18 protein-coding genes are annotated in these 18,277 nt (G+C 65.4%); 11 read left to right on the forward strand and 7 right to left on the reverse strand.

The features are described from left to right. Positions 1-5: 5 nt before the first annotated feature. Genes ACSQ3E_RS08950 through lpxK form a run of 4 tightly spaced genes read left to right on the forward strand, consistent with a single transcriptional unit; the run spans position 6 to position 3,422 of the window. Positions 6-257 carry a DUF4170 domain-containing protein gene (locus ACSQ3E_RS08950; protein ID WP_067963345.1) on the forward strand — a complete coding sequence of 84 codons (252 nt, stop codon included), beginning with the start codon at positions 6-8 and terminating at the stop codon, positions 255-257. Next, entirely contained in the window at positions 257-1,081 is an 825-nt protein-coding gene (locus ACSQ3E_RS08955) for a lysophospholipid acyltransferase family protein (RefSeq protein ID WP_409014656.1), read from the forward strand. Before ACSQ3E_RS08950 ends, ACSQ3E_RS08955 begins: the two co-directional genes overlap by 1 nt. Then, on the forward strand, positions 1,078-2,394 hold the full coding sequence (gene waaA, locus ACSQ3E_RS08960) for a lipid IV(A) 3-deoxy-D-manno-octulosonic acid transferase (protein ID WP_436122399.1): 1,317 nt from the start codon (positions 1,078-1,080) through the stop codon (positions 2,392-2,394). The genes ACSQ3E_RS08955 and waaA overlap by 4 nt, the downstream gene beginning before the upstream one ends. 2 nt (positions 2,395-2,396) lie before the next feature. After that, positions 2,397-3,422, forward strand: coding sequence for a tetraacyldisaccharide 4'-kinase (gene lpxK, locus ACSQ3E_RS08965; protein ID WP_436122505.1), 1,026 nt, complete (start codon positions 2,397-2,399; stop codon positions 3,420-3,422). Between the two features lie 20 nt (positions 3,423-3,442). Here lpxK and ACSQ3E_RS08970 read toward each other — a convergent pair whose 3' ends face one another. Together ACSQ3E_RS08970 and ACSQ3E_RS08975 are read right to left on the reverse strand one after the other, a co-directional pair. Then, positions 3,443-3,676: a DUF2093 domain-containing protein gene (locus ACSQ3E_RS08970; RefSeq protein WP_310324960.1), complete on the reverse strand. Its 234-nt coding sequence runs from the start codon at positions 3,674-3,676 to the stop codon at positions 3,443-3,445. 137 nt (positions 3,677-3,813) lie between these two features. Then, the gene (locus ACSQ3E_RS08975) at positions 3,814-4,740 is read right to left on the reverse strand and encodes a LysR substrate-binding domain-containing protein (protein ID WP_436122400.1); all 927 of its coding nucleotides are present in this window, start codon (positions 4,738-4,740) and stop codon (positions 3,814-3,816) included. A gap of 90 nt (positions 4,741-4,830) precedes the next feature. On the opposite strand from ACSQ3E_RS08975, the gene ACSQ3E_RS08980 reads away from it, so the two are divergent. Then, positions 4,831-5,730: a DMT family transporter gene (locus ACSQ3E_RS08980; protein ID WP_436122401.1), complete on the forward strand. Its 900-nt coding sequence runs from the start codon at positions 4,831-4,833 to the stop codon at positions 5,728-5,730. Positions 5,731-6,033: 303 nt separating this feature from the next. Here ACSQ3E_RS08980 and mutL read toward each other — a convergent pair whose 3' ends face one another. Beyond that, positions 6,034-7,878 carry a DNA mismatch repair endonuclease MutL gene (mutL, locus tag ACSQ3E_RS08985; RefSeq protein WP_436122402.1) on the reverse strand — a complete coding sequence of 615 codons (1,845 nt, stop codon included), beginning with the start codon at positions 7,876-7,878 and terminating at the stop codon, positions 6,034-6,036. A gap of 157 nt (positions 7,879-8,035) precedes the next feature. Beyond that, the gene (locus ACSQ3E_RS08990; RefSeq protein WP_436122403.1) at positions 8,036-8,938 is read right to left on the reverse strand and encodes a LysR substrate-binding domain-containing protein; all 903 of its coding nucleotides are present in this window, start codon (positions 8,936-8,938) and stop codon (positions 8,036-8,038) included. Positions 8,939-9,029: 91 nt separating this feature from the next. Here ACSQ3E_RS08990 and ACSQ3E_RS08995 point away from each other — a divergent pair, with 91 nt between their 5' ends. The 3 genes from ACSQ3E_RS08995 to ACSQ3E_RS09005 are packed head-to-tail and all read left to right on the forward strand — an operon-like array spanning position 9,030 to position 11,479. Next, positions 9,030-10,595: a trimethylamine methyltransferase family protein gene (locus ACSQ3E_RS08995; RefSeq protein WP_436122404.1), complete on the forward strand. Its 1,566-nt coding sequence runs from the start codon at positions 9,030-9,032 to the stop codon at positions 10,593-10,595. Between the two features lie 12 nt (positions 10,596-10,607). Next, complete coding sequence (locus tag ACSQ3E_RS09000; RefSeq protein WP_436122405.1) at positions 10,608-11,000, forward strand: nuclear transport factor 2 family protein; 393 nt, start codon at positions 10,608-10,610, stop codon at positions 10,998-11,000. Further along, positions 10,997-11,479, forward strand: a complete 483-nt coding sequence (locus ACSQ3E_RS09005; RefSeq protein WP_310324980.1) for a hypothetical protein — start codon at positions 10,997-10,999, stop codon at positions 11,477-11,479. Before ACSQ3E_RS09000 ends, ACSQ3E_RS09005 begins: the two co-directional genes overlap by 4 nt. Before the next feature lie 23 nt (positions 11,480-11,502). Here the strand turns inward: ACSQ3E_RS09005 and queF are convergent, their stop codons facing one another. Continuing rightward, the gene (gene queF, locus ACSQ3E_RS09010; RefSeq protein ID WP_310324982.1) at positions 11,503-11,964 is read right to left on the reverse strand and encodes a preQ(1) synthase; all 462 of its coding nucleotides are present in this window, start codon (positions 11,962-11,964) and stop codon (positions 11,503-11,505) included. 113 nt (positions 11,965-12,077) lie between these two features. Here queF and ACSQ3E_RS09015 point away from each other — a divergent pair, with 113 nt between their 5' ends. After that, positions 12,078-14,123: an FAD-dependent oxidoreductase gene (locus tag ACSQ3E_RS09015; RefSeq protein ID WP_436122406.1), complete on the forward strand. Its 2,046-nt coding sequence runs from the start codon at positions 12,078-12,080 to the stop codon at positions 14,121-14,123. Here ACSQ3E_RS09015 and ACSQ3E_RS09020 read toward each other — a convergent pair. After that, positions 14,113-15,006, reverse strand: a complete 894-nt coding sequence (locus ACSQ3E_RS09020) for a LysR family transcriptional regulator (protein ID WP_436122407.1) — start codon at positions 15,004-15,006, stop codon at positions 14,113-14,115. The two genes, ACSQ3E_RS09015 and ACSQ3E_RS09020, sit on opposite strands and share 11 nt — an antisense overlap. Positions 15,007-15,125: 119 nt before the next feature. On the opposite strand from ACSQ3E_RS09020, the gene ACSQ3E_RS09025 reads away from it, so the two are divergent. Further along, a complete protein-coding gene (locus ACSQ3E_RS09025) occupies positions 15,126-16,328 on the forward strand; it encodes an acyl-CoA dehydrogenase (protein WP_436122408.1) in 1,203 nt (400 codons plus the stop codon). 272 nt (positions 16,329-16,600) lie between these two features. Further along, entirely contained in the window at positions 16,601-17,080 is a 480-nt protein-coding gene (locus ACSQ3E_RS09030) for a cupin domain-containing protein (RefSeq protein WP_436122409.1), read from the forward strand. A gap of 52 nt (positions 17,081-17,132) precedes the next feature. Here ACSQ3E_RS09030 and ACSQ3E_RS09035 read toward each other — a convergent pair whose 3' ends face one another. Beyond that, positions 17,133-18,248, reverse strand: a complete 1,116-nt coding sequence (locus ACSQ3E_RS09035; RefSeq protein ID WP_436122410.1) for a mandelate racemase/muconate lactonizing enzyme family protein — start codon at positions 18,246-18,248, stop codon at positions 17,133-17,135. Positions 18,249-18,277 lie beyond the last annotated feature (29 nt).

The following is an 18,277-nucleotide window of genomic DNA, read 5'->3' on the forward strand; positions in this document are numbered from 1 at the left end:
AACAGATGTCCGAAGAAAACGGAAAAAAGCAGCTCCTGCATCTGGTGTTTGGCGGCGAGCTGACCAAGCTCGGCGGAACCGAGTTCCGCGATCTCGACGCGCTCGACATGGTTGGCATCTATCCCGACTACAAGTCGGCCGAGCTGGCCTGGAAGGCAAAGGCGCAGGCAAGTGTGGATAACGCCCACATGCGCTATTTCGTCGTCCACCTGCATCGGTTGCTGGAGCCCGACACAAAGGCTGCCGGTCAGAACTGATGGAGCAACCCCGCATGGCGTCGCCGGCCGTGAGGCCCGTGGCGAAGAAGAAGCGCGTCAAGCAGCCGGCGTCGAAGACGTTCTGGCGCCGCATCCGCGAGCCGCTTGCCAAGTCGCGCTTTGCCAAGGGTGCGGTGGCGAGCCTGTTTGCCGGTGCGATGCGCTTCATCAGGCTGACCAATCCGCTGGTCGAGGGCTCTTATGAGCTTGCCGGCGGCAGCCATGCCGACAACGAGCCGCTGATCGTCGGATTGTGGCACGGCCAGCACCTGCTGGCGCCGGCGCTCTATCCGAGCAAGCGCGGCCTGGTGGCGATGGTGTCGCGCAGTGCCGATGCCGAGCTCAATGCGCTTGTCATCAACAAGTTCGGCATCGAGGCGGTGCGCGGCTCCGGCGGGCGCGAAACCAGGCGCAAGCACGAAAAAGGTGGTGCAACCGCGCTGATTGCCCTCAAAAAGGCGCTCGATACCGGCAAGAACGTCTGCATGATCGCTGACATTCCGCATGGCACGCCGCGTGACGCGGGCATGGGCATCGTGCTCCTGGCACGGCTTTCGGGGCGCCCGATCGCGCCTGCGGCGATTGCCACCAGCCGCCGCAAGGTGCTGGAAGGCACCTGGGACAAGACCACGATCAATCTGCCGTTCGGCCGTTGCGCGATCTTCGTCGCCCCGCTGATCGAGGTTCCGGCCGACGCCGACGACGCCGAGATGGAGCGCAAGCGCCAGGAGCTGACCGCGGCTATCGACCATGCCACCGAGCAGGCCTATCGCCTGGTCGATGGTGGCAAAGTGGCCAGTGGCAAAGTGGATAGCGGCAAATGAGCGAACGCTGGGCTCGCGCCTTCCTCAGAGCCTATCGTTACGCAGGTGCCGCTGCCTATCCGATGGTTGGCGGTTATGTCGCCTGGCGGGCCTCCAAGGGCAAGGAAGACCACAACCGCCGGCGTGAGCGCTACGGTGTGCCGAGCCGGGAGCGGCCTGACGGGCCGCTGGTCTGGTTCCATGCGGCGAGCGTCGGCGAGACCATTGCGGTCGTGCCGCTGATCGAATCCATCCTTGGTTATGGCATCCATGTCGTGCTGACGACGGGCACGGTCACCTCAGCGCAGGTCGCGGAGGAACGGCTGGGTGGCCGCATCATCCATCAATATGTGCCGCTCGACCTCAAGCCGGCGGTGAGCCGCTTCCTCGATCACTGGCACCCCGATCTGGCGATCATCGCCGAATCGGAAATCTGGCCGATGACGATCCTCGAACTCGGCGCGCGCCGCGTGCCGCAGATCCTGGTTAACGGGCGCCTGTCCGACCGTTCGTTCAAGTCGTGGAAAAAGCGCGCCTACATCGCCGAGGCGCTGTTCGAGAACATGGCCCATGTGGTGGCGCAGTCGGAGGTCGACGGCGAGCGTTTTCGCGCACTTGGCGCACGCCCCGTCACCGTGTCGGGCAACCTCAAGGTCGATACCGCGCCGCCGCCGGCCGACGAAGGCGCCTTGTATGCCATCCAGCGCCAGATCGGCCGCCGCCCGACCTGGGCCGCCGTGTCGACCCATGACGGCGAAGAGGTGATGGCTGCCGAAGTGCACGCCATGCTGCGCAGCCGCCATCGGAGCCTTCTGACCATCATCGTGCCGCGCCATCCCGATCGTGCCGAGGCACTGGTGGCGGAGCTGACCACCATGGGCCTGAATGTCGCCCGCCGCAGCACCGGCGACCGCATCACCCCCGACACCGACATCCTGCTGGGCGACACCATCGGCGAGATGGGGCTTTATCTGCGCCTGACCGAGATCGCCTTCGTCGGCCGTTCGATGACAGCGCAGGGCGGCCAGAACCCGCTCGAACCGGCGATGCTCGACACTGCTGTTCTTGCCGGGCGCAACGTCCAGAACTTCCGCGACACCTACCAGCGTCTCATCGACAAGGGCGGCGCCAAGATCGTGCGCGACCGCGACATGCTCGCGGGTGCGGTCAATTTCCTGCTCGGCAACGAAATCGCCCGCCACGACATGATGTCGGCAGGTGCCGCCACCGTCGAGGAAATGCGCGGCGCGTTGGCCCGGACGCTGAAAGCGCTCGAACCCTACATCCACCCGCTGATCGTGCAGTCGCGCCTCAAGGGCGCGGGCGGGAGGTAGGTCTGGCCAGCGAAGCGCCTCCTTTCTGGTGGGAAAAGCCGGATTGGCGCGCTTACGCGCTCTATCCGGTGTCGGCGCTTTATGCCCTGGTGGCGGGCCGGCGCATGAAGGCGGCCAGGCGCGAAAAGATCGACGCACCGGTGCTGTGCGTCGGCAATTTCACCGTTGGTGGCACCGGCAAGACACCTATCGCCATCGCGCTAGCCAAGCAGGCCAAGCGCATGCATCTGGTGCCCGGCTTCCTGTCGCGCGGGCATGGCGGCAGTTTTTCCGAACCGCACATCGTCGATCCCCATCACGACAGCGCCAAGCATGTCGGCGACGAGCCGCTGCTTCTGGCCGAGCATGCGCTGGTCGCGGTGTCGGCCAACCGGGCCGCCGGCGCGCGCATGCTGATCGAGCGCGGCTGCAATTTCCTGATCATGGATGACGGCTTCCAGAGCGCGCGCATCCACATCGACTATGCGCTGATCGTCGTCGACGCCCGCTTCGGCCTGGGCAACGGCCACGTCATCCCCGGCGGGCCGATGCGGGCGCGGCTGATCGACCAGCTCAGATTCGCCGATGCCGTGCTCAAGATGGGCGAGGGCGAGCGGGCGGATGCAGTGGTGCGCCGGGCGGCTCGCGCCGGCAAGCCGGTCTTTTCAGCGCTGGCGCGTCCACGCGGCAAGAAGGCCTTTGCCGGCCGCCGCTTCCTGGCTTTCGCCGGCATCGGCCACCCCGAGAAGTTCTTCGCCACGCTGGCCAAGGCAGGGGCAACCGTGGTGCTGGCGCATCCCTTCGCCGACCATCATTTCTACCTGCCCGACGAGCTCGAGGACCTGACCACCGCTGCCGGCGCCGGCGAGCTCGAGCTGGTCACTACGTCCAAGGACGCGGCCAGGCTGCGCCATGGTGCGGCGTCGCCGGAATTCCTGGAAAACCTGAACGTGCTGGAGATAGACGCGGTCTTCGACATCGAGAACGCGCCCGAGCGCATCATCGGCGAGGCGCTCGAAGCCTGGCGGCGCCGGAAGATATCAGGCTGAAGATCGCTGGCTGACGGGCGCTACTTGCGCTTGCGCAGGTCCGGGTTCATGTCGATTTCACGCGACAGCGAGACCGCGGCGTCGCGGTAAGGTTCTTGGCGGGCGACGCTCCAGTATTTTAGCTCGTCCAGCGGGATCGATTCACCCGTCACCGCGCAGCGCACGAAGGAGCCGGGGCTGGTCACCTGGAAATCGCCGTCGAGATAGCGGATGCGGGCTTCGCGCGCGCCGGGGCCTTCGAAACGGTTCATCATGGGCTTTCGCTCAATCTCCTTGGTGCCGGTCGGCGGCGACATCGTCTGGATGCCAAATCTACAGTTTCTTTGGCCCGCAAAGAAGGGCGTGCCGTGCGTTGCCCGGCTTTTACGGTCACAAAATGTCCTGGGTCAAGCTACCTGTCCTCGGACAGGAAGCGTTCGACCGTCTCGGGTGCCAGCCCGGCATGGTGGCCGATGCGCCGGGCAAGCTCGGCCGCGGCACTTCGCGGCCGTCCCGTCGGGCGGTCGAGCCAGTAGGAGACCGGGTTCAGCGCGCGGTGTTCGTCGACCATGACGAGATGGCCTGCCTTGAGCTGGTTTTCGGTCAGCGGCGGCCGCGCCAAAGCGATGCCGAGGCCATGGCTCGCCGCCGACAGCACCAGATTGTAGTCCTCGAAGCGCCGGTCCTGTGGCCGCGGGCGGTAGTCGAGGCCATGCGTGCTGAACCAGGACCGCCAGCTCGAGGCGTCGGAATCATGGATCAGCGGAAACTCCAGCAGCCTTGCGGCGTCGCCGCTGCCGATGCGGGCGGCAAGTGCGGGTGCTGCGATGGGAAAGCAATGCTCCTCGAACAATTGCGTCGAGATCCGCCCCGGGATCTTGCCGCGGCCGCAGCGGATGGACAGGTCGATGCCTTCGTCGGCGAGATCGGCCTGGCGGATGTCGATGTCGAGCACCACGCGCAGCTTTGGGGTGCCGGCTTCGAGTTCCGACAGGCGCGGCATCAGCCACAGGCTGGCGATGGAGGGAATAGAGGTCAGCCGCACGACAGCCGCACCGCGCGGCTCGATCCAGCGGTCGGTGGTGTCAGATATCAGCGAGAACGCCTCACTGGCGCGCAGATGCAGGCGCTGGCCTTCGAGCGTCAGCGTCACTCCGCGCGCGCCGCGCTCGAACAGCCTGAGGCCGAGCCAGTCCTCGAGCTTGGCGACCTGCCGGCTGATCGCGCCATGGGTCATGTTGAGCTTTTCGGCCGCCGCCGAGAAGCTGCCGCTGCGCGCCGCCGCCTGGAAGGCACGCAAGGTTTCGAGAGGGAGCATCTGTTCTGAGCTGTGATCCATGCTCACAGCTGAGCCTCGATTTATTCGTTTGTCAATCAGCTCCGTGTCGGCGACATCTGGATCGCAGACCCAAACTGACGAGGCCCAGCCATGACCGCCCAGACCACCACCCAGACCGGCAATCCGACACAGGCGTCTTCCGCCGTGACCGTGCTTGCGGTGGTCGTGACGATCGTCGGCTGGGCCTCGTCCTTTCCGGCCATCCGCGCCGGGCTGGGCGCCATCGATCCGATCGAGCTCGGCGCGCTGCGCTTCGCCATCGCGGCGGTGCCGTCGGCGATCTACCTGATGATCCTGCGCCCGGCCTTGCCGGCGCTGAACGAGCTCTGGCGCTTTGCCTTTGGCGGTGCGGTCTTCATCGCGCTCTACACGGTGCTGCTCAACTATGGCGAGATGACTGTCTCGGCGGGGGCGGCGAGCTTCATCATCAACGTCAACCCGATCATCACGGCGGTGCTGGCGATGATCCTGCTCGGCGAGCGTTTTCCGGTGCTTGCCTGGGCAGGTACCTTCCTGTCTTTTGCCGGCATCGGCATCATTGCGCTCGGCGAAGGGCAGGGGCTGACCTTCAACACCGGCGCCTTGCTGATCCTCGGCTCGGCGCTGTGCACCTCGCTGAGCAGCATCGTCCAGAAGCGCCTGTACAGCCGTCACCGGCCGCTGACGGTCTCGGCCTGGAACATGATCCTCGGCGCGCTGTTCCTGGCCCCGGCGCTGCCCAACGGCCTTGCCCAGATGTCGGTCGCCGCATCCGAACCGTTCTGGTCGGTCATCTATCTCGGCATCGTGCCCAGCCTGATCGCCTATGGCAGCTGGTCGGTGGCGCTGTCGCGGCTGCCGGCGTCGCGTGCCTCCAACTTCATGTATTGCGTGCCGCCGGTGGCGGTGGTCATCGGCTTTGTCTGGCTCGGGGAGACCCCCGGCCTGTTCGGCATAACAGGCGGCGCGCTAGCGCTGGCCGGCGTGGTGCTGGTCAATCTCAAGCGCTGAGGCGGCTCAAGTGCTGCGGCGGCCTGAGGCGCTGAGATCGGACCGCCCCCGACATTGCGGTGTCTGCCTTCATGGCGCCAGGTGCTACCGCCATCAGCCGTCGAGAAGCAAGTCGACGAAAAGTGTGAAGCGGTTTTCCCAGGAGTTGCGCAAAAACAAGGAGATAGCGTGTTTCCTTGAATCAATGACAAGCGCAACGCTCTGGCGCAATTCCAGCAAGACTGTGCAGCGCCTTTCCGTGCGGAATTGCGCAAAAACAAGGAGATAGAGCGGTTTCGCGATTCGAAGAAAAGCAGAACCGCTCTATCGGCGGCCGAAAAGCTTTTCGATGTCGGCGAGCTTGAGCTCGATATAGGTCGGGCGGCCGTGGTTGCAGGTGCCCGATCCCGGCGTCGCCTCCATCTGGCGCAGCAGCGCATTCATCTCCTCGGGCCGCAGCCGGCGGCCCGACCGCACCGAGCCGTGGCAGGCCATGGTGGCGGCGATCGCATGCAGCCGCTCCTTCAGCGTATCCGCCGTGTCGCTGTCGGCGATCTCGTCGGCGAGGTCGCGCACCAGCTGGGTGACATCGGTTTCGCCAAGCATCGCAGGTGTTTCCCGCACCGCCACCGCTCCGGGGCCGAAACGTTCGACGCCGAGGCCGAAGCGGGCCAATGTTTCCGAATGCAGCGCCAGCCGCTCGGCGTCTTCTTCGGGCATGTCGACGATCTCGGGCAGCAGCAGCATCTGCGAGGGAATCGGGCGCGAATGCAGCGCGTTTTTCAGCGCCTCATAGACGAGCCGTTCATGGGCTGCGTGCTGGTCGACGATGACGAGCGAGTCGCTGGTCTGGGCGACGATGTAGTTTTCATGCACCTGCGCCCGGGCAGCACCCAGTTCGGTCCGCAGCAGCGCTTCGACCATTTCAGCCTGGCCTGCGCGGGCATCGGCACTATGCAGCGGTCCCGCGTCGAAGCTCGCCTGCGCTGCCTCGGCAAAGCCCGCGTCAAGCGGCCGGAACGGCGAGCGCTGCGGCTCGTAATTGGCCGAGGTGGCGGCACGGAAATCCGGATTGTAGGCGCGATGGCCGTTGGCCGGGCCGGGGTGGCCGTAGCTGGTCGGTCCCGGCCGGAACGCCCCCATCATCGCCTGCGTGCCTGTTGTCGCCGGCCGGATGCCGGCATTGGCCAGTGCCTGGCGGATCGCGCCGACGATCAGGCCGCGCACCAGCCCGGGATCGCGAAAGCGCACGTCGGCCTTGGCCGGATGCACGTTGACGTCGACGACGGCCGGGTCGAGCGTCAGGAACAGCACCGTCACCGCATGGCGGTCGCGCGGCAGAACATCGGCATAGGCGCCGCGTATCGCCGAGGCGACCAGCTTGTCGCGCACCGGCCGGCCGTTGACATAGGCATATTGCTGCAGCGCATTGCCCCTGGTGTAGGACGGGATCGAGACATGGCCTTCGAGCCGCACGCTTTCCCGGGCGGCATCGATGGCGATCGAATTGTCGGGAAAATCCGTGCCCATCACCTGGGCGATGCGGGCAAGCCGGCCCTCGACCTCATCCGAGGTCGCCGACAATTCCAGCGTCGAGCGGTCGGTGCCCGACAGCGTGAAGCGCACGGCCGGGAAGGCGATGGCGATGCGCTTGACCGTGTCGGCGATGGCCATTGCCTCGGCGCGCTCGGTCTTCATGAATTTGAGCCGGGCAGGCGTTGCATAGAACAGGTCGCGCACCTCGACAGTGGTGCCACGGTTGCTCGGCGCCGGACGCACGCCCGACACCCGGCCGCCCTCGACAGTGATCTCGGCGCCGCTGTCGGCTGATCTGGTGCGCGAGCGGATGGCGAGCTTCGACACCGAGCCGATCGACGGCAAGGCCTCGCCGCGGAAGCCGAGCGAGCGTATGTCGAGGATGTCGTCACCGAGCTTCGAGGTGCAATGGCGCGAGATCGCCAGCGCAAGTTCGTCCTCGGGCATGCCCGAACCGTCGTCGACGACGCGGATCAGGTTGAGCCCGCCGCCTGCTGTCGCCACCTCGATGCGCGCCGCACCTGCGTCGAGCGCATTCTCGACAAGTTCCTTGACCACGCTGGCCGGCCGCTCCACGACCTCGCCGGCGGCGATCTGGTTGATCATTGTCTCGGAAAGCTGGCGAATGGGCATGACAGGACTATAGCGGGATTCGGCTGCGCCGGGACAGGTGCATTGCCGGGTGCAGGGCCATCCACAGCGGATTGCTGGACCTGTATACTGACGGTCAGTTGCCTTGCCGGTCAGGTCCGCGCGCGTTCCGACAGGCGGCGGCACGACACGCAGCGCCTCACGCCTGCGCCGCCAGCCAGTCGCGCACCTTCTCGGCGCTTTCGCTCAGCACGCAATTCCTGGGCCAGGCGACATGGAAACCCTTGTTCGTCGTCATGACGTGGTCGGACAGCCGGACCAAAAGCCCCGCCGCGATCAGCCGGTCGGTGAGGTGACGCCAGCCGAGGGCAATGCCCTGGCCTTCCATCACAGCCTGGATGACCAGCACATAGTCGTTGATGACCAGTCCGCGCTTGGCGACGGCACCGTTGAGACCGGCCGACTGGAACCATTCGTTCCAGGTTGCAGCAGGGCGATAGGGCTCTTCGAGATGGATAAGATGGTGCAGGGTCATCTCAGCCGGTGTCCTCGGCGTGCCGGCGCGCGCGAGATAGGCCGGCCCGGCGACGGGATAGACCTCTTCGTCGGCGATCTGCAACAGCTCGTAGTCGGGCCAGTCGGCGGCGTCGCCGCCGCGTATGCCGAGCGGAATGCCCTCGGCGATCAAGTCGAGGTCGCGGTCGGCGGTCTGGATGCGCAGGTCGATGCCGGGCAGGTCGTCACGGAACTTCTGCAGCCGCGGCATCATCCAGAACGAGGCAAAGGCTGTCGAGGCCGACAGCGTCACATGCATGCCGCCGGCCCGTGCCCTGAGTTCCTCCGCCGACTTGCGGATATGCGACAGGCCGAGCGTGACATCGGCATGGAACCGCTCGCCGGCCTCGGTCAAAAGCACCTGGCGGTGGCGGCGCTGGAACAGCTTGGCGCCGAACTGATCCTCCAGTCCGCGGATGGCGTAGGACACCGCGGCCTGGGTCATGCCGAGCTCGCGGCCCGCAGCGGTGAAGCTCGCCAAACGTCCAGCGGCTTCGAAGACGATCAGGCTGCCGGCCGAGGGCAACAGGTGGCGCAAGCTTTGCATAAGCCAGACTTATGCAAGTGATGAGGATTTTCAAGCGTCACAGCACCGAATCCAAAGGCTAGCTTCATGCTGGAACGATTTGGAGCCTGACATGAGCGTCGCAACCGCCGAAGCCCCGAGCGAGCCCGCCAAACGCCGCGAGCGTGGCGGCCGCAACGCCCGCCGCGAGCAGCGCTCGCACGGCCCCGAGGCACATGGCCGGCCTTACATCGTCAGGAACATCCCGACCTATGACATTCTCTCCGAGGACAACCTTGTCCGCATCGAAGCGACCGCCGACAGGATTCTTGCCGAGATCGGCATCGAGTTCCGCGACGACCCTGAAGCACTGGATCACTGGAAACGGGCAGGGGCCAAGGTCGAGGGTGTGCTGGTCAAGTTCGAGCCCGGCCTGCTACGCGAGGTGCTGAAGACCGCACCGGCAAGCTTCACCCAGCACGCGCGCAACCCGCAACGTTCGGTCGACATCGGCGGCAAGAGCGTGGTGTTTTCGCCGGCCTATGGCTCGCCCTTCGTCATGGATCTCGACAAGGGCCGCCGCTACGGCACCATTGAGGATTTCCGCAATTTCGTGAAGCTGGCGCAGTCCTCGCCCTGGCTGCACCATTCCGGCGGCACCATCTGCGAGCCGGTCGACGTGCCGGTCAACAAGCGCCATCTCGACATGGTCTACAGCCACATCCGCTACTCCGACCGCGCCTTCATGGGCTCGGTGACTTCGGAAGGCCGCGCCGAAGATTCCATCGACATGGCGCGCATCGTCTTCGGCGAGGCGTTCACCGACCAGAACTGCGTCATCCTCGGCAACGTCAACGTCAATTCGCCGCTGGTCTGGGACGCCACCATGACCACCGCTTTGCGCGCCTATGCCCGCGCCAACCAGGCGGCTGTCATCGTGCCTTTCATCCTCGGCGGCGCCATGGGGCCGGTGACCAATGCCGGCGCCATCGCCCAGTCGCTGGCCGAGACCATGGCCGGCTGTGCGCTGACCCAGCTCGAACGGCCCGGCGCGCCCGTCATCTTCGGCAATTTCCTGTCTTCCATGTCGCTGCGCTCGGGTTCGCCGACCTTCGGCACGCCTGAACCGGCGATCGGCTCGATGGTCATCGGGCAACTGGCCCGGCGGCTCAACCTGCCGCTGCGCTGCTCCGGCAATTTCACCACCTCCAAGCTGCCCGACGCCCACGCCATGAACGAAGGCACCATGTCGATGCTGGCGGCTGTGCATTGCGGCGCCAACTTCATCCTGCACTCGGCCGGTTTCCTCGACGGGCTGTTGTCGATGTCCTACGAGAAGTTCGTCATGGACGCCGATTTCTGCGGCGCGCTGCACACCTATCTCGACGGCGTGAAGATCGACGACAACCAGCTGGCGCTCGACGCCTTCCGCGAGGTCGGCCCCGGCAGCCATTTCTTCGGCTGTGCCCACACCATGGCCAACTACGAGACGGCCTTCTGGGATTCCGCCATCGCCGACAACGAGCCCTATGAGAAGTGGGAGGCTGCAGGCTCGGCCGATGCGGCCACCCGCGCCAACAAGCGCTGGAAGACGATGCTCGCCGAATACGAGGCGCCGCCGCTCGATGAAAGCATCGATGAGGCGCTGCAGGACTTCATGACGCGCCGGAAGGCGTCGATGGAAGACGCTTGGTATTGAGAGCCGCAGCCTATGCAGGAGACCGCCTTCGATCCCGTCGCAGCTCTGAAAACCTACCACGCGGCAATCGACGTGCTCGACTTCGCGGCCATCGAAGCCTGCTTCACGCCTGATGCCGAGTATGTCTCCGATGGCGTCGGTGCCATCTCTGTCGGCCGCGATGCGATCCTCAAGGCATTTCGCGGCTATTTCGCCTGCTATGGCGACCAGGTCTCCAAAGACGAGCAGGTGGCGGCATTGTCGCCGCGCTCCGCCTGGTCGCGCTGGCGGCTCGAGGCGACGCATGTCGTGAGCGGCGCACGGCTCGTCAGGTCGGGCGAGGAGACGGTGACGTTCGATGCCGACGGCAGGATCATGCGCGTCGAGGTGAAGGATGACGTTAGCGCGCAAGGCACCGGCCGATGACGCGTGCTATTGAGGGCCATCACGCCAACGCCGAGGCCGCCATGAAAGCCGCTTTTGCAACTGCCATCCTGCCCTTGCTGGTCACCCCGGCACTTGCCGGCACCGCCGTCGAGGCGATCAAGCCGTTCTACGACCATGTCGGGCTCGAACTCGATCCAGCCGAGCGCGGACGTTTCGTCGACCCGGCCAAGGCGGTGCTCGACGCCCGCGACCAGCTCGAGAAATCGGAGCAGGGCGATTGCCTCGATACCAACATGCCGCTTGACAGCGTCACCTATGACAAGGCCGAACTCGACAAGAGCCTGAAGATCATCGGCTCGGAAACCGGCGACACGGCGATCGTGGTCGCCGCCTTCACGGCTGCGGGCGAGCCGCACCGCATGCAGTGGAGGCTGAAGAAGGTCGATGGCGAGTGGAAGGTCGCCGACCTGTTGTCGGTGACCAATGAATGGGCGCTCAGCCAGTATCAATGCCAGTGAGTGCCGATATCCCTTCGATGCGCTCAGCCGCGGCCGCGATAGGGCGCAACACCCGTGTCGGGCAGCCACACGCCCTCCGGCGGCTTGCCGGTCTGCCAGAACACGTCGATCGGGATGCCGCCGCGCGGATACCAGTAGCCGGCGATGCGCAGCCACAAGGGCTTGGTCGCCGCAACGACGCGGCGGCCGATCATCACGGTGCAATCCTCGTGGAAGGCGCCGTGGTTGCGGAACGAGACCATGAACAGCTTCAGCGACTTGGACTCGACCAGCAGCCGGTCCGGGGCATAGTCGATGACGATGTGGGCGAAGTCAGGCTGGCCGGTAACCGGGCACAGCGAGGTGAACTCGGGGCAGGTGAAGCGCACGATGGCGGGTGGGCCGCCAACGCGGTCGTAAGGCACGGTTTCGAGCACAGCTGCTTCGGGCGAGGCCGGCGTCTGCACATGGGTGCCAAGCTGGGTGAGGGTGTCGGTGATGGTCATTGGGCGGCTCTTCTGAATGGGCCTGGCTCAATGCTCGAAAGGCGGCATGCGCCAGACTGCACGGGCCAGATTTTCAAGTGGCGTGTATTAGCGCCTGACAATGCAGGAAGGCAATGACCAGCAACGATCCGCTCCTCCAGCCATACCAGCTCAAGCATCTGCGGCTCAAGAACCGCATCATGTCGACGAGCCATGAGCCGGCCTATTCCGAGGACGGCATGCCCAAGGAGCGCTACCGGCTCTATCATGCCGAGAAGGCGAAGGGCGGCATGGCGCTGACCATGACGGCGGGCTCGGCCATCGTTTCGCGCGACAGCCCGGCCGCCTTCGGCAACCTGCACGCTTATGACGACGCCATCGTGCCGTGGATGGCCGAGCTTGCGGATGCCTGTCACGAGCATGACTGCAAGGTGATGATCCAGCTCACCCATCTCGGCCGGCGCACCGCCTGGAACAAGGCCGACTGGCTGCCGGTGCTCAGTGCCTCGCCGGTGCGCGAGGCCGCCCACCGCACCTTTCCCAAGACCGCCGAGGACTGGGACCTCGACCGCATCGTTGGCGACTATGCCTCGGCCGCCCAGCGCATGCAGGCGGCGGGGCTCGACGGCATCGAGTTCGAGGCCTACGGCCATCTGCTCGACGGTTTCTGGTCGCCTGCCACCAACCATCGCGACGATTTACATGGCGGTTCGCTCGACAACCGCCTGCGCTTCACCTGGCGGGTGATCGATGCGGTGCGCGCGGCTGTCGGACCGGATTTTCTTGTCGGCATCCGCATGGTCGCCGACGAGGATTTTGAAAAGGGCCTGTCGAAACAGGAGGGCATCGAGATCGCCCAGCGCTTGGCGTCGTCTGGCAAGTTCGATTTCCTCAACATCATCCGCGGCCATATCGATACCGATGCCGCACTGACCGGCGTCATCCCCATTCACGGCATGCCGTCCTCGCCACATCTCGATTTTGCCGGCGAAATCAGGGCCGCGACCAAGTTCCCCACCTTCCATGCCGCGCGTATTTCCGACGTCGCCACCGCCCGCCATGCGATCGCAGCCGGCAAGCTCGACATGGTCGGCATGACACGCGCCCACATTGCCGATCCGCACATCACCAAAAGGGTGATGGCGGGCGAGGAGCACCGGATCAGGCCCTGCGTCGGCGCCACCTACTGTCTCGACCGCATCTATGAAGGCGGCGGCGCGCTCTGCATCCACAATGCCGCCACCGGCCGCGAGGCGACGATCCCGCATGTCATTTCCCGCACCGAAGGGCCGCTGCGCAAGATCGTCGTGGTCGGCGCCGGTGCCGCCGGGCTGGAGGCGGCACGTGTGCTTGCCGAGCGCGGGCACAAGGTGACCGTTCTGGAGGCAGCGAGCCAGGCCGGCGGCCAGATCAGGCTGGCCGCCCAGAACCCGCGCCGGCGCGAGCTGATCGGCATCGTCGACTGGCGGCTGGCCGAGCTGGAGCGCCTCGGCGTCGAGATCCGCTACGACATCTGGGCCGGCTTGGACAACGTGCTGGCGCTCGACCCGGACGCCGTGGTGATCGCCACCGGCGGTCTGCCGCAGAACCCGCCGCTCGACGGCGGTGACGGTCTTGTGACGTCGAGCTGGGACATCATCGCAGGTGCCGTGAAGCCGGCCGAAAACGTGATGCTCTACGACGACAATGGCGGTCACCAGGGCATGACCGCGGCTGAACTGATCGGCAAGGCCGGCAGCAAGCTCGAGCTTCTGACGCCGGAGCGTTTCTTTGCCCCCGAGATCGGCGGCATGAACCACGTACCCTACATGGAGGCATTCCATCGCCATGGCGTGAAGATCACCATCAACACGCGGTTGCAGCAGGTGCGGCGCGATGGCAACCAACTGGTGGCGACGCTTGTTTCGGATTTCGCCAAGGGCTGGAGCGAGGAGCGCCGCGTCGACCAGGTGGTGGTCGAGCATGGCACGCTGCCGCTCGACGAGCTCTATCTCGAGCTCAAGCCGCTGTCGAAGAACGCTGGCGCCATCGACTATGAGCGCCTCATCCATGGCGGCGACATCTTCCCGGACAAGAACCCGGACGGCCGTTTCCTGCTGCTGCGCATCGGCGACGCGGTTCAGGCGCGCAACATCCACGCCGCCATCTATGACGGCATCCGCTTCGGCCTCAGGATCTGACGGCCTCCGCCGTCAGCCAGCGGACGAATTCGCGCAGGCCCGGCCGGTCCTCGCTGCCGGGGCGGAAGGCGAGCCGGTAAGGCGCTTCGCCGGCGATGCGGTTGGGCGAGGCCATGACCAGCCGGCCGGTGCCGAGTTCGCGCTCGGCCAGCACCTCAGGCACAAGCGCCACGCCGAGGCCGGCGACCGCTGCCTCGACCACCATCGAGAACTGTTCGAAGCGATGGCCGCGCAAGGTGGTGCGCGGGTCGATGCCCGCGGCCTGGAACCACTGCAGCCACAGCGTCGGCCGTGTCGACTGTTGCAGCAGCGGCAGCGCGGCGAGTTCGGCATCGTCAAGCGCGGCGCGCCCGTCGAGCAGGGCAGGCGAGGCGACCACGACGAGGACCTCGTCGAACAGCCTGACGACGCCGAGCTGTCCCGTCCAGGCCGGACCGCGCTGGATCGCGGCATCGAAAGCTTCGGTTTCGAAATCGACGGTTTCCAGCCGCACTGCGAGGTCGATGGCGACATGCGGGTGGGCGGCATGGAAGCTGGCGAGCCTGGGGATCAACCAGCGGTCGGCCAATGTCGGCAGCACCGCGATGCTGAGCACGTCGGACTGGCCGCCAAAAGCCATGGTGCGCACTGCCGCCTCATGCAGGCTGTCGAGGATGGCCTCGGCATCACGGGCAAAACGCCGGCCGGCATCCGACAGCGCCAGCCGCTGCCGGACTCGGTGGAACAGCGCCACGCCGAGCCGGTCCTCCAGTTGCCCGATCGAGCGGCTGACCGAGCTCTGCGTCAGGCCAAGCTGATCGGCGGCGCGAATTGTCGTGCCGAGGCTGGCGCAGGCGCGAAACGCCTCAAGCTCTGCAATCGTTGGGACATAGCTGCGGCGCATCGCCTGGCCTCTGACCGAGTTGATCGAATTTACGCATAAACTATGCGAGATTACTTGTTAGCGAAAAGTGCCGAAGCGGTCTAGGATGGCGACGAATTCACCCATTCTCCGGAGGAACCATGAGCGCATCCACACCGGCCGGCGGCGGCAGCTTTGTCTGGGCCGACCCGTTCCTGATCGAAGACCAGCTGACCGAGGACGAGCGCATGGTGCGCGATGGCGCCGCGGCCTTTGCCGCCGACAAGCTCGCGCCGCGCATCGAGGAAGCCTATCTCGACGAGAAGACCGATCCGGCGATCTTCCGCGAAATGGGCGAGGCCGGCCTGCTCGGCATCACCGTTCCCGAGGAATATGGCGGCCTTGGCGCCGGCTACGTCACCTATGGTCTGGTGGCGCGCGAGGTCGAGCGTATCGATTCCGGCTATCGCTCGATGATGTCGGTGCAGTCGTCGTTGGTGATGTATCCGATCTATGCCTATGGTTCCGAGGAGCAGCGCAAGAAGTACCTGCCCAAGCTTGCATCGGGTGAGTGGATCGGCTGCTTCGGCCTGACCGAGCCGGACGCAGGCTCCGATCCGGGCGGCATGAAGACCCGCGCCGAAAAGACCGCCGATGGCTACAAGATCTCCGGCTCGAAGATGTGGATTTCGAACGCGCCGATCGCCGACGTCTTCGTCGTCTGGGCCAAATCATCAGCCCATGACAACCAAATCCGCGGCTTCGTGCTCGAAAAGGGCATGAAGGGCCTGTCGGCGCCGAAGATCGGCGGCAAGCTGTCGCTGCGCGCCTCGATCACCGGCGAGATCGTCATGGAAGGCGTGGAGGTCGGCGAAGATGCGCTGCTGCCCAACGTTTCGGGCCTCAAGGGGCCGTTCGGCTGCCTCAACCGCGCCCGTTACGGCATTTCCTGGGGCGTCATGGGTGCGGCTGAGGATTGCTGGCACCGTGCCCGCCAGTATGGCCTCGACCGCAAGCAGTTCAACAAGCCGCTGGCCGGCATGCAGCTCTACCAGAAGAAGCTGGCCGACATGCAGACCGAGATCGCGCTCGGCCTTCAGGGTTCGTTGCGCGTCGGCCGCCTGATGGACGAGCACAAGTTCGCGCCCGAGATGATCAGCCTCGTCAAGCGCAACAATTGCGGCAAGGCCCTCGACATCGCCCGCGTTGCCCGCGATATGCATGGCGGCAACGGCATCCAGATCGGTTACCACGTCATGCGCCACGCGCAGAACCTGGAGACGGTCAACACCTATGAAGGCACGCATGACGTGCATGCGCTGATCCTGGGCCGCGCCCAAACCGGCCTGCAGGCCTTCTTCTAGGCCTCGGCCACAACTCGAAATCGATTTAGGCGGCCGCGAAGCACTGCTTCGCGGCCGCTTTCTTTTGGGCCTTTGCTAGCCATGAAGCTGGACTTTCACACGGAATGGCTTTCGCTTTTAGGTTTAGGTGTTGCGAATATATTTCGACTTTCGCGCGAATTGTTTCATTGATCTGAAACAGTAACGGCGGCTGCCAACCTCAAACGGTTACATCGCGTCGATAACTCCCGAACTGGCCGGCTGATTTCGCCGGGTTGCGGGGAGAATAATCTGTGAGCGCTCAGACCAGGGCTGAAAACGCCAACCAGATTTTGTGGTTCGGCGACAACCTCATGACCATCCGCGTGCCGGCGAGCGCCGGCGACGACCAGATCAGCGTCATCGAATGCCGCATGCCGCAGGGCGAAACGACGCCGCTGCACATCACGCTCAGCGGCGACGAAGTCATTCACATGCTCGAAGGCACGATGCAGTTTTTCGTCGACGGCAAGGATTTCCCTGTCCATGTCGGCCAGACGGTGATGGCGCCCCGGGGGCTGCCGCACGATTTCAGGATCGAATCCACCGACGGCGCGACCTGCCTGATCGTCACCCAGGGTGGCGCATTCGAGCAGATGGTTCGCCAGATGAGCCTGCCGGTGACGGCGGACAGCCTGCCGCCCCGGGCGGAGCGTACGCCTGAAGCAACGCAGCGTTTCTTCGACACCTGCGCACAACACAACATCGAGGTCGTCGGCGCTCCGCTACCATAGCGCCGACATCCGGCTGGACGGGTGCGGGGGCGTGTCCGTCCATCCATCTCCTTCAGGCGCCGCAGGCAAACAGCGGTTCGCCGAACATGTCAGGGTCGACGTCGAGGCCGAGACCCGGTCCACCGGGCAGCACCATCATGCCGCCTGAGATGGCAAACTCGCCACGGGCATTTGCCACCGTCACCCAGTTGTGGAAGTCGACCGTGTGCTGCCTGAGATGCTCGGGCGTCGACAACAGCAGGCCCGAATAGGCCGCCGTGTCGATCTGGGCGCCGCCGGTGTCCTCGATCGTGACCTTTAGGTTTTTGGATATGGCGATGTCGCGCAGAAGCTTGGCCTTGGTCAGGCCGCCGACGCGCGCGAGCTTGATGGTGATGCCGTCGACCAGCCCGTCGCCGATCGCCCGGATGAGCACATCGGCGCCGTCGATGGTCTCGTCAAGCACCAGCGGCCGGTCCGTGGCGCGGCGGATGGCGAGGTTTTCCTCGTAACTCGCACAAGGCTGCTCCAGCGTGTAGTCAAGATTGCGCGTCGCCATCAGGAAACGCCTTGTCTCCGCTGTGCCCCAACTCGCATTGGCGTCGCAGAACAGCACCGTATCAGTGGGCACCGATGCCCGCACCGCTTCCAGCCTTGCGATGTCCTCGTTGACGTCGAGCCCGACCTTGACCTGCAGCCGACGGTAGCCTTCGGCGATGTATTTCACCGCCCGGGCGGCCATCGCGTCAGGCGCCTGCTGGGCGATGGAGCGGTAGAGCGCAAGGTGTTCTCCCTCGGCGCCGCCTGACAGCGCGGCCAGCGACAGGCCGGCGCGCTTGCCGGCCAGGTCCCAGAGCGCCATGTCGATGGCCGACTTGGCGTAAGGGTGCCCCTTGAGCAAAAGCTCCATGCGCCGGTTGAGCGCCTCGATGCCTGATGCCGCGCAGCCGAGCAGCTGCGGCGCCAGTTCCTTCATCGCTTCGCGGGCGCCTGAAGCGAAGGCCGGGTCGTAGAAGCTGCCGAGCGGCGCCATCTCGCCATAGCCTCTGGCGCCGTCGCGGCTGGTGATCTCGACGATGGTCGAATCGAAGCCCTCGGCGCTGCGCCCGCCCGAGCAGCGATAGGTGCCATCGCGAAACGGCTGCCATTGCCGGAAGATGCGGATGCCTGAAATGCTCGCGTCGGCCATGTTGTCCCCTGGGCGCAGACTGATTTCGG

This window comes from Aminobacter sp. LjRoot7, from assembly GCF_964252895.1.
GTDB classification, from domain to species: Bacteria; Pseudomonadota; Alphaproteobacteria; order Rhizobiales; family Rhizobiaceae; genus Aminobacter; species Aminobacter aminovorans_B.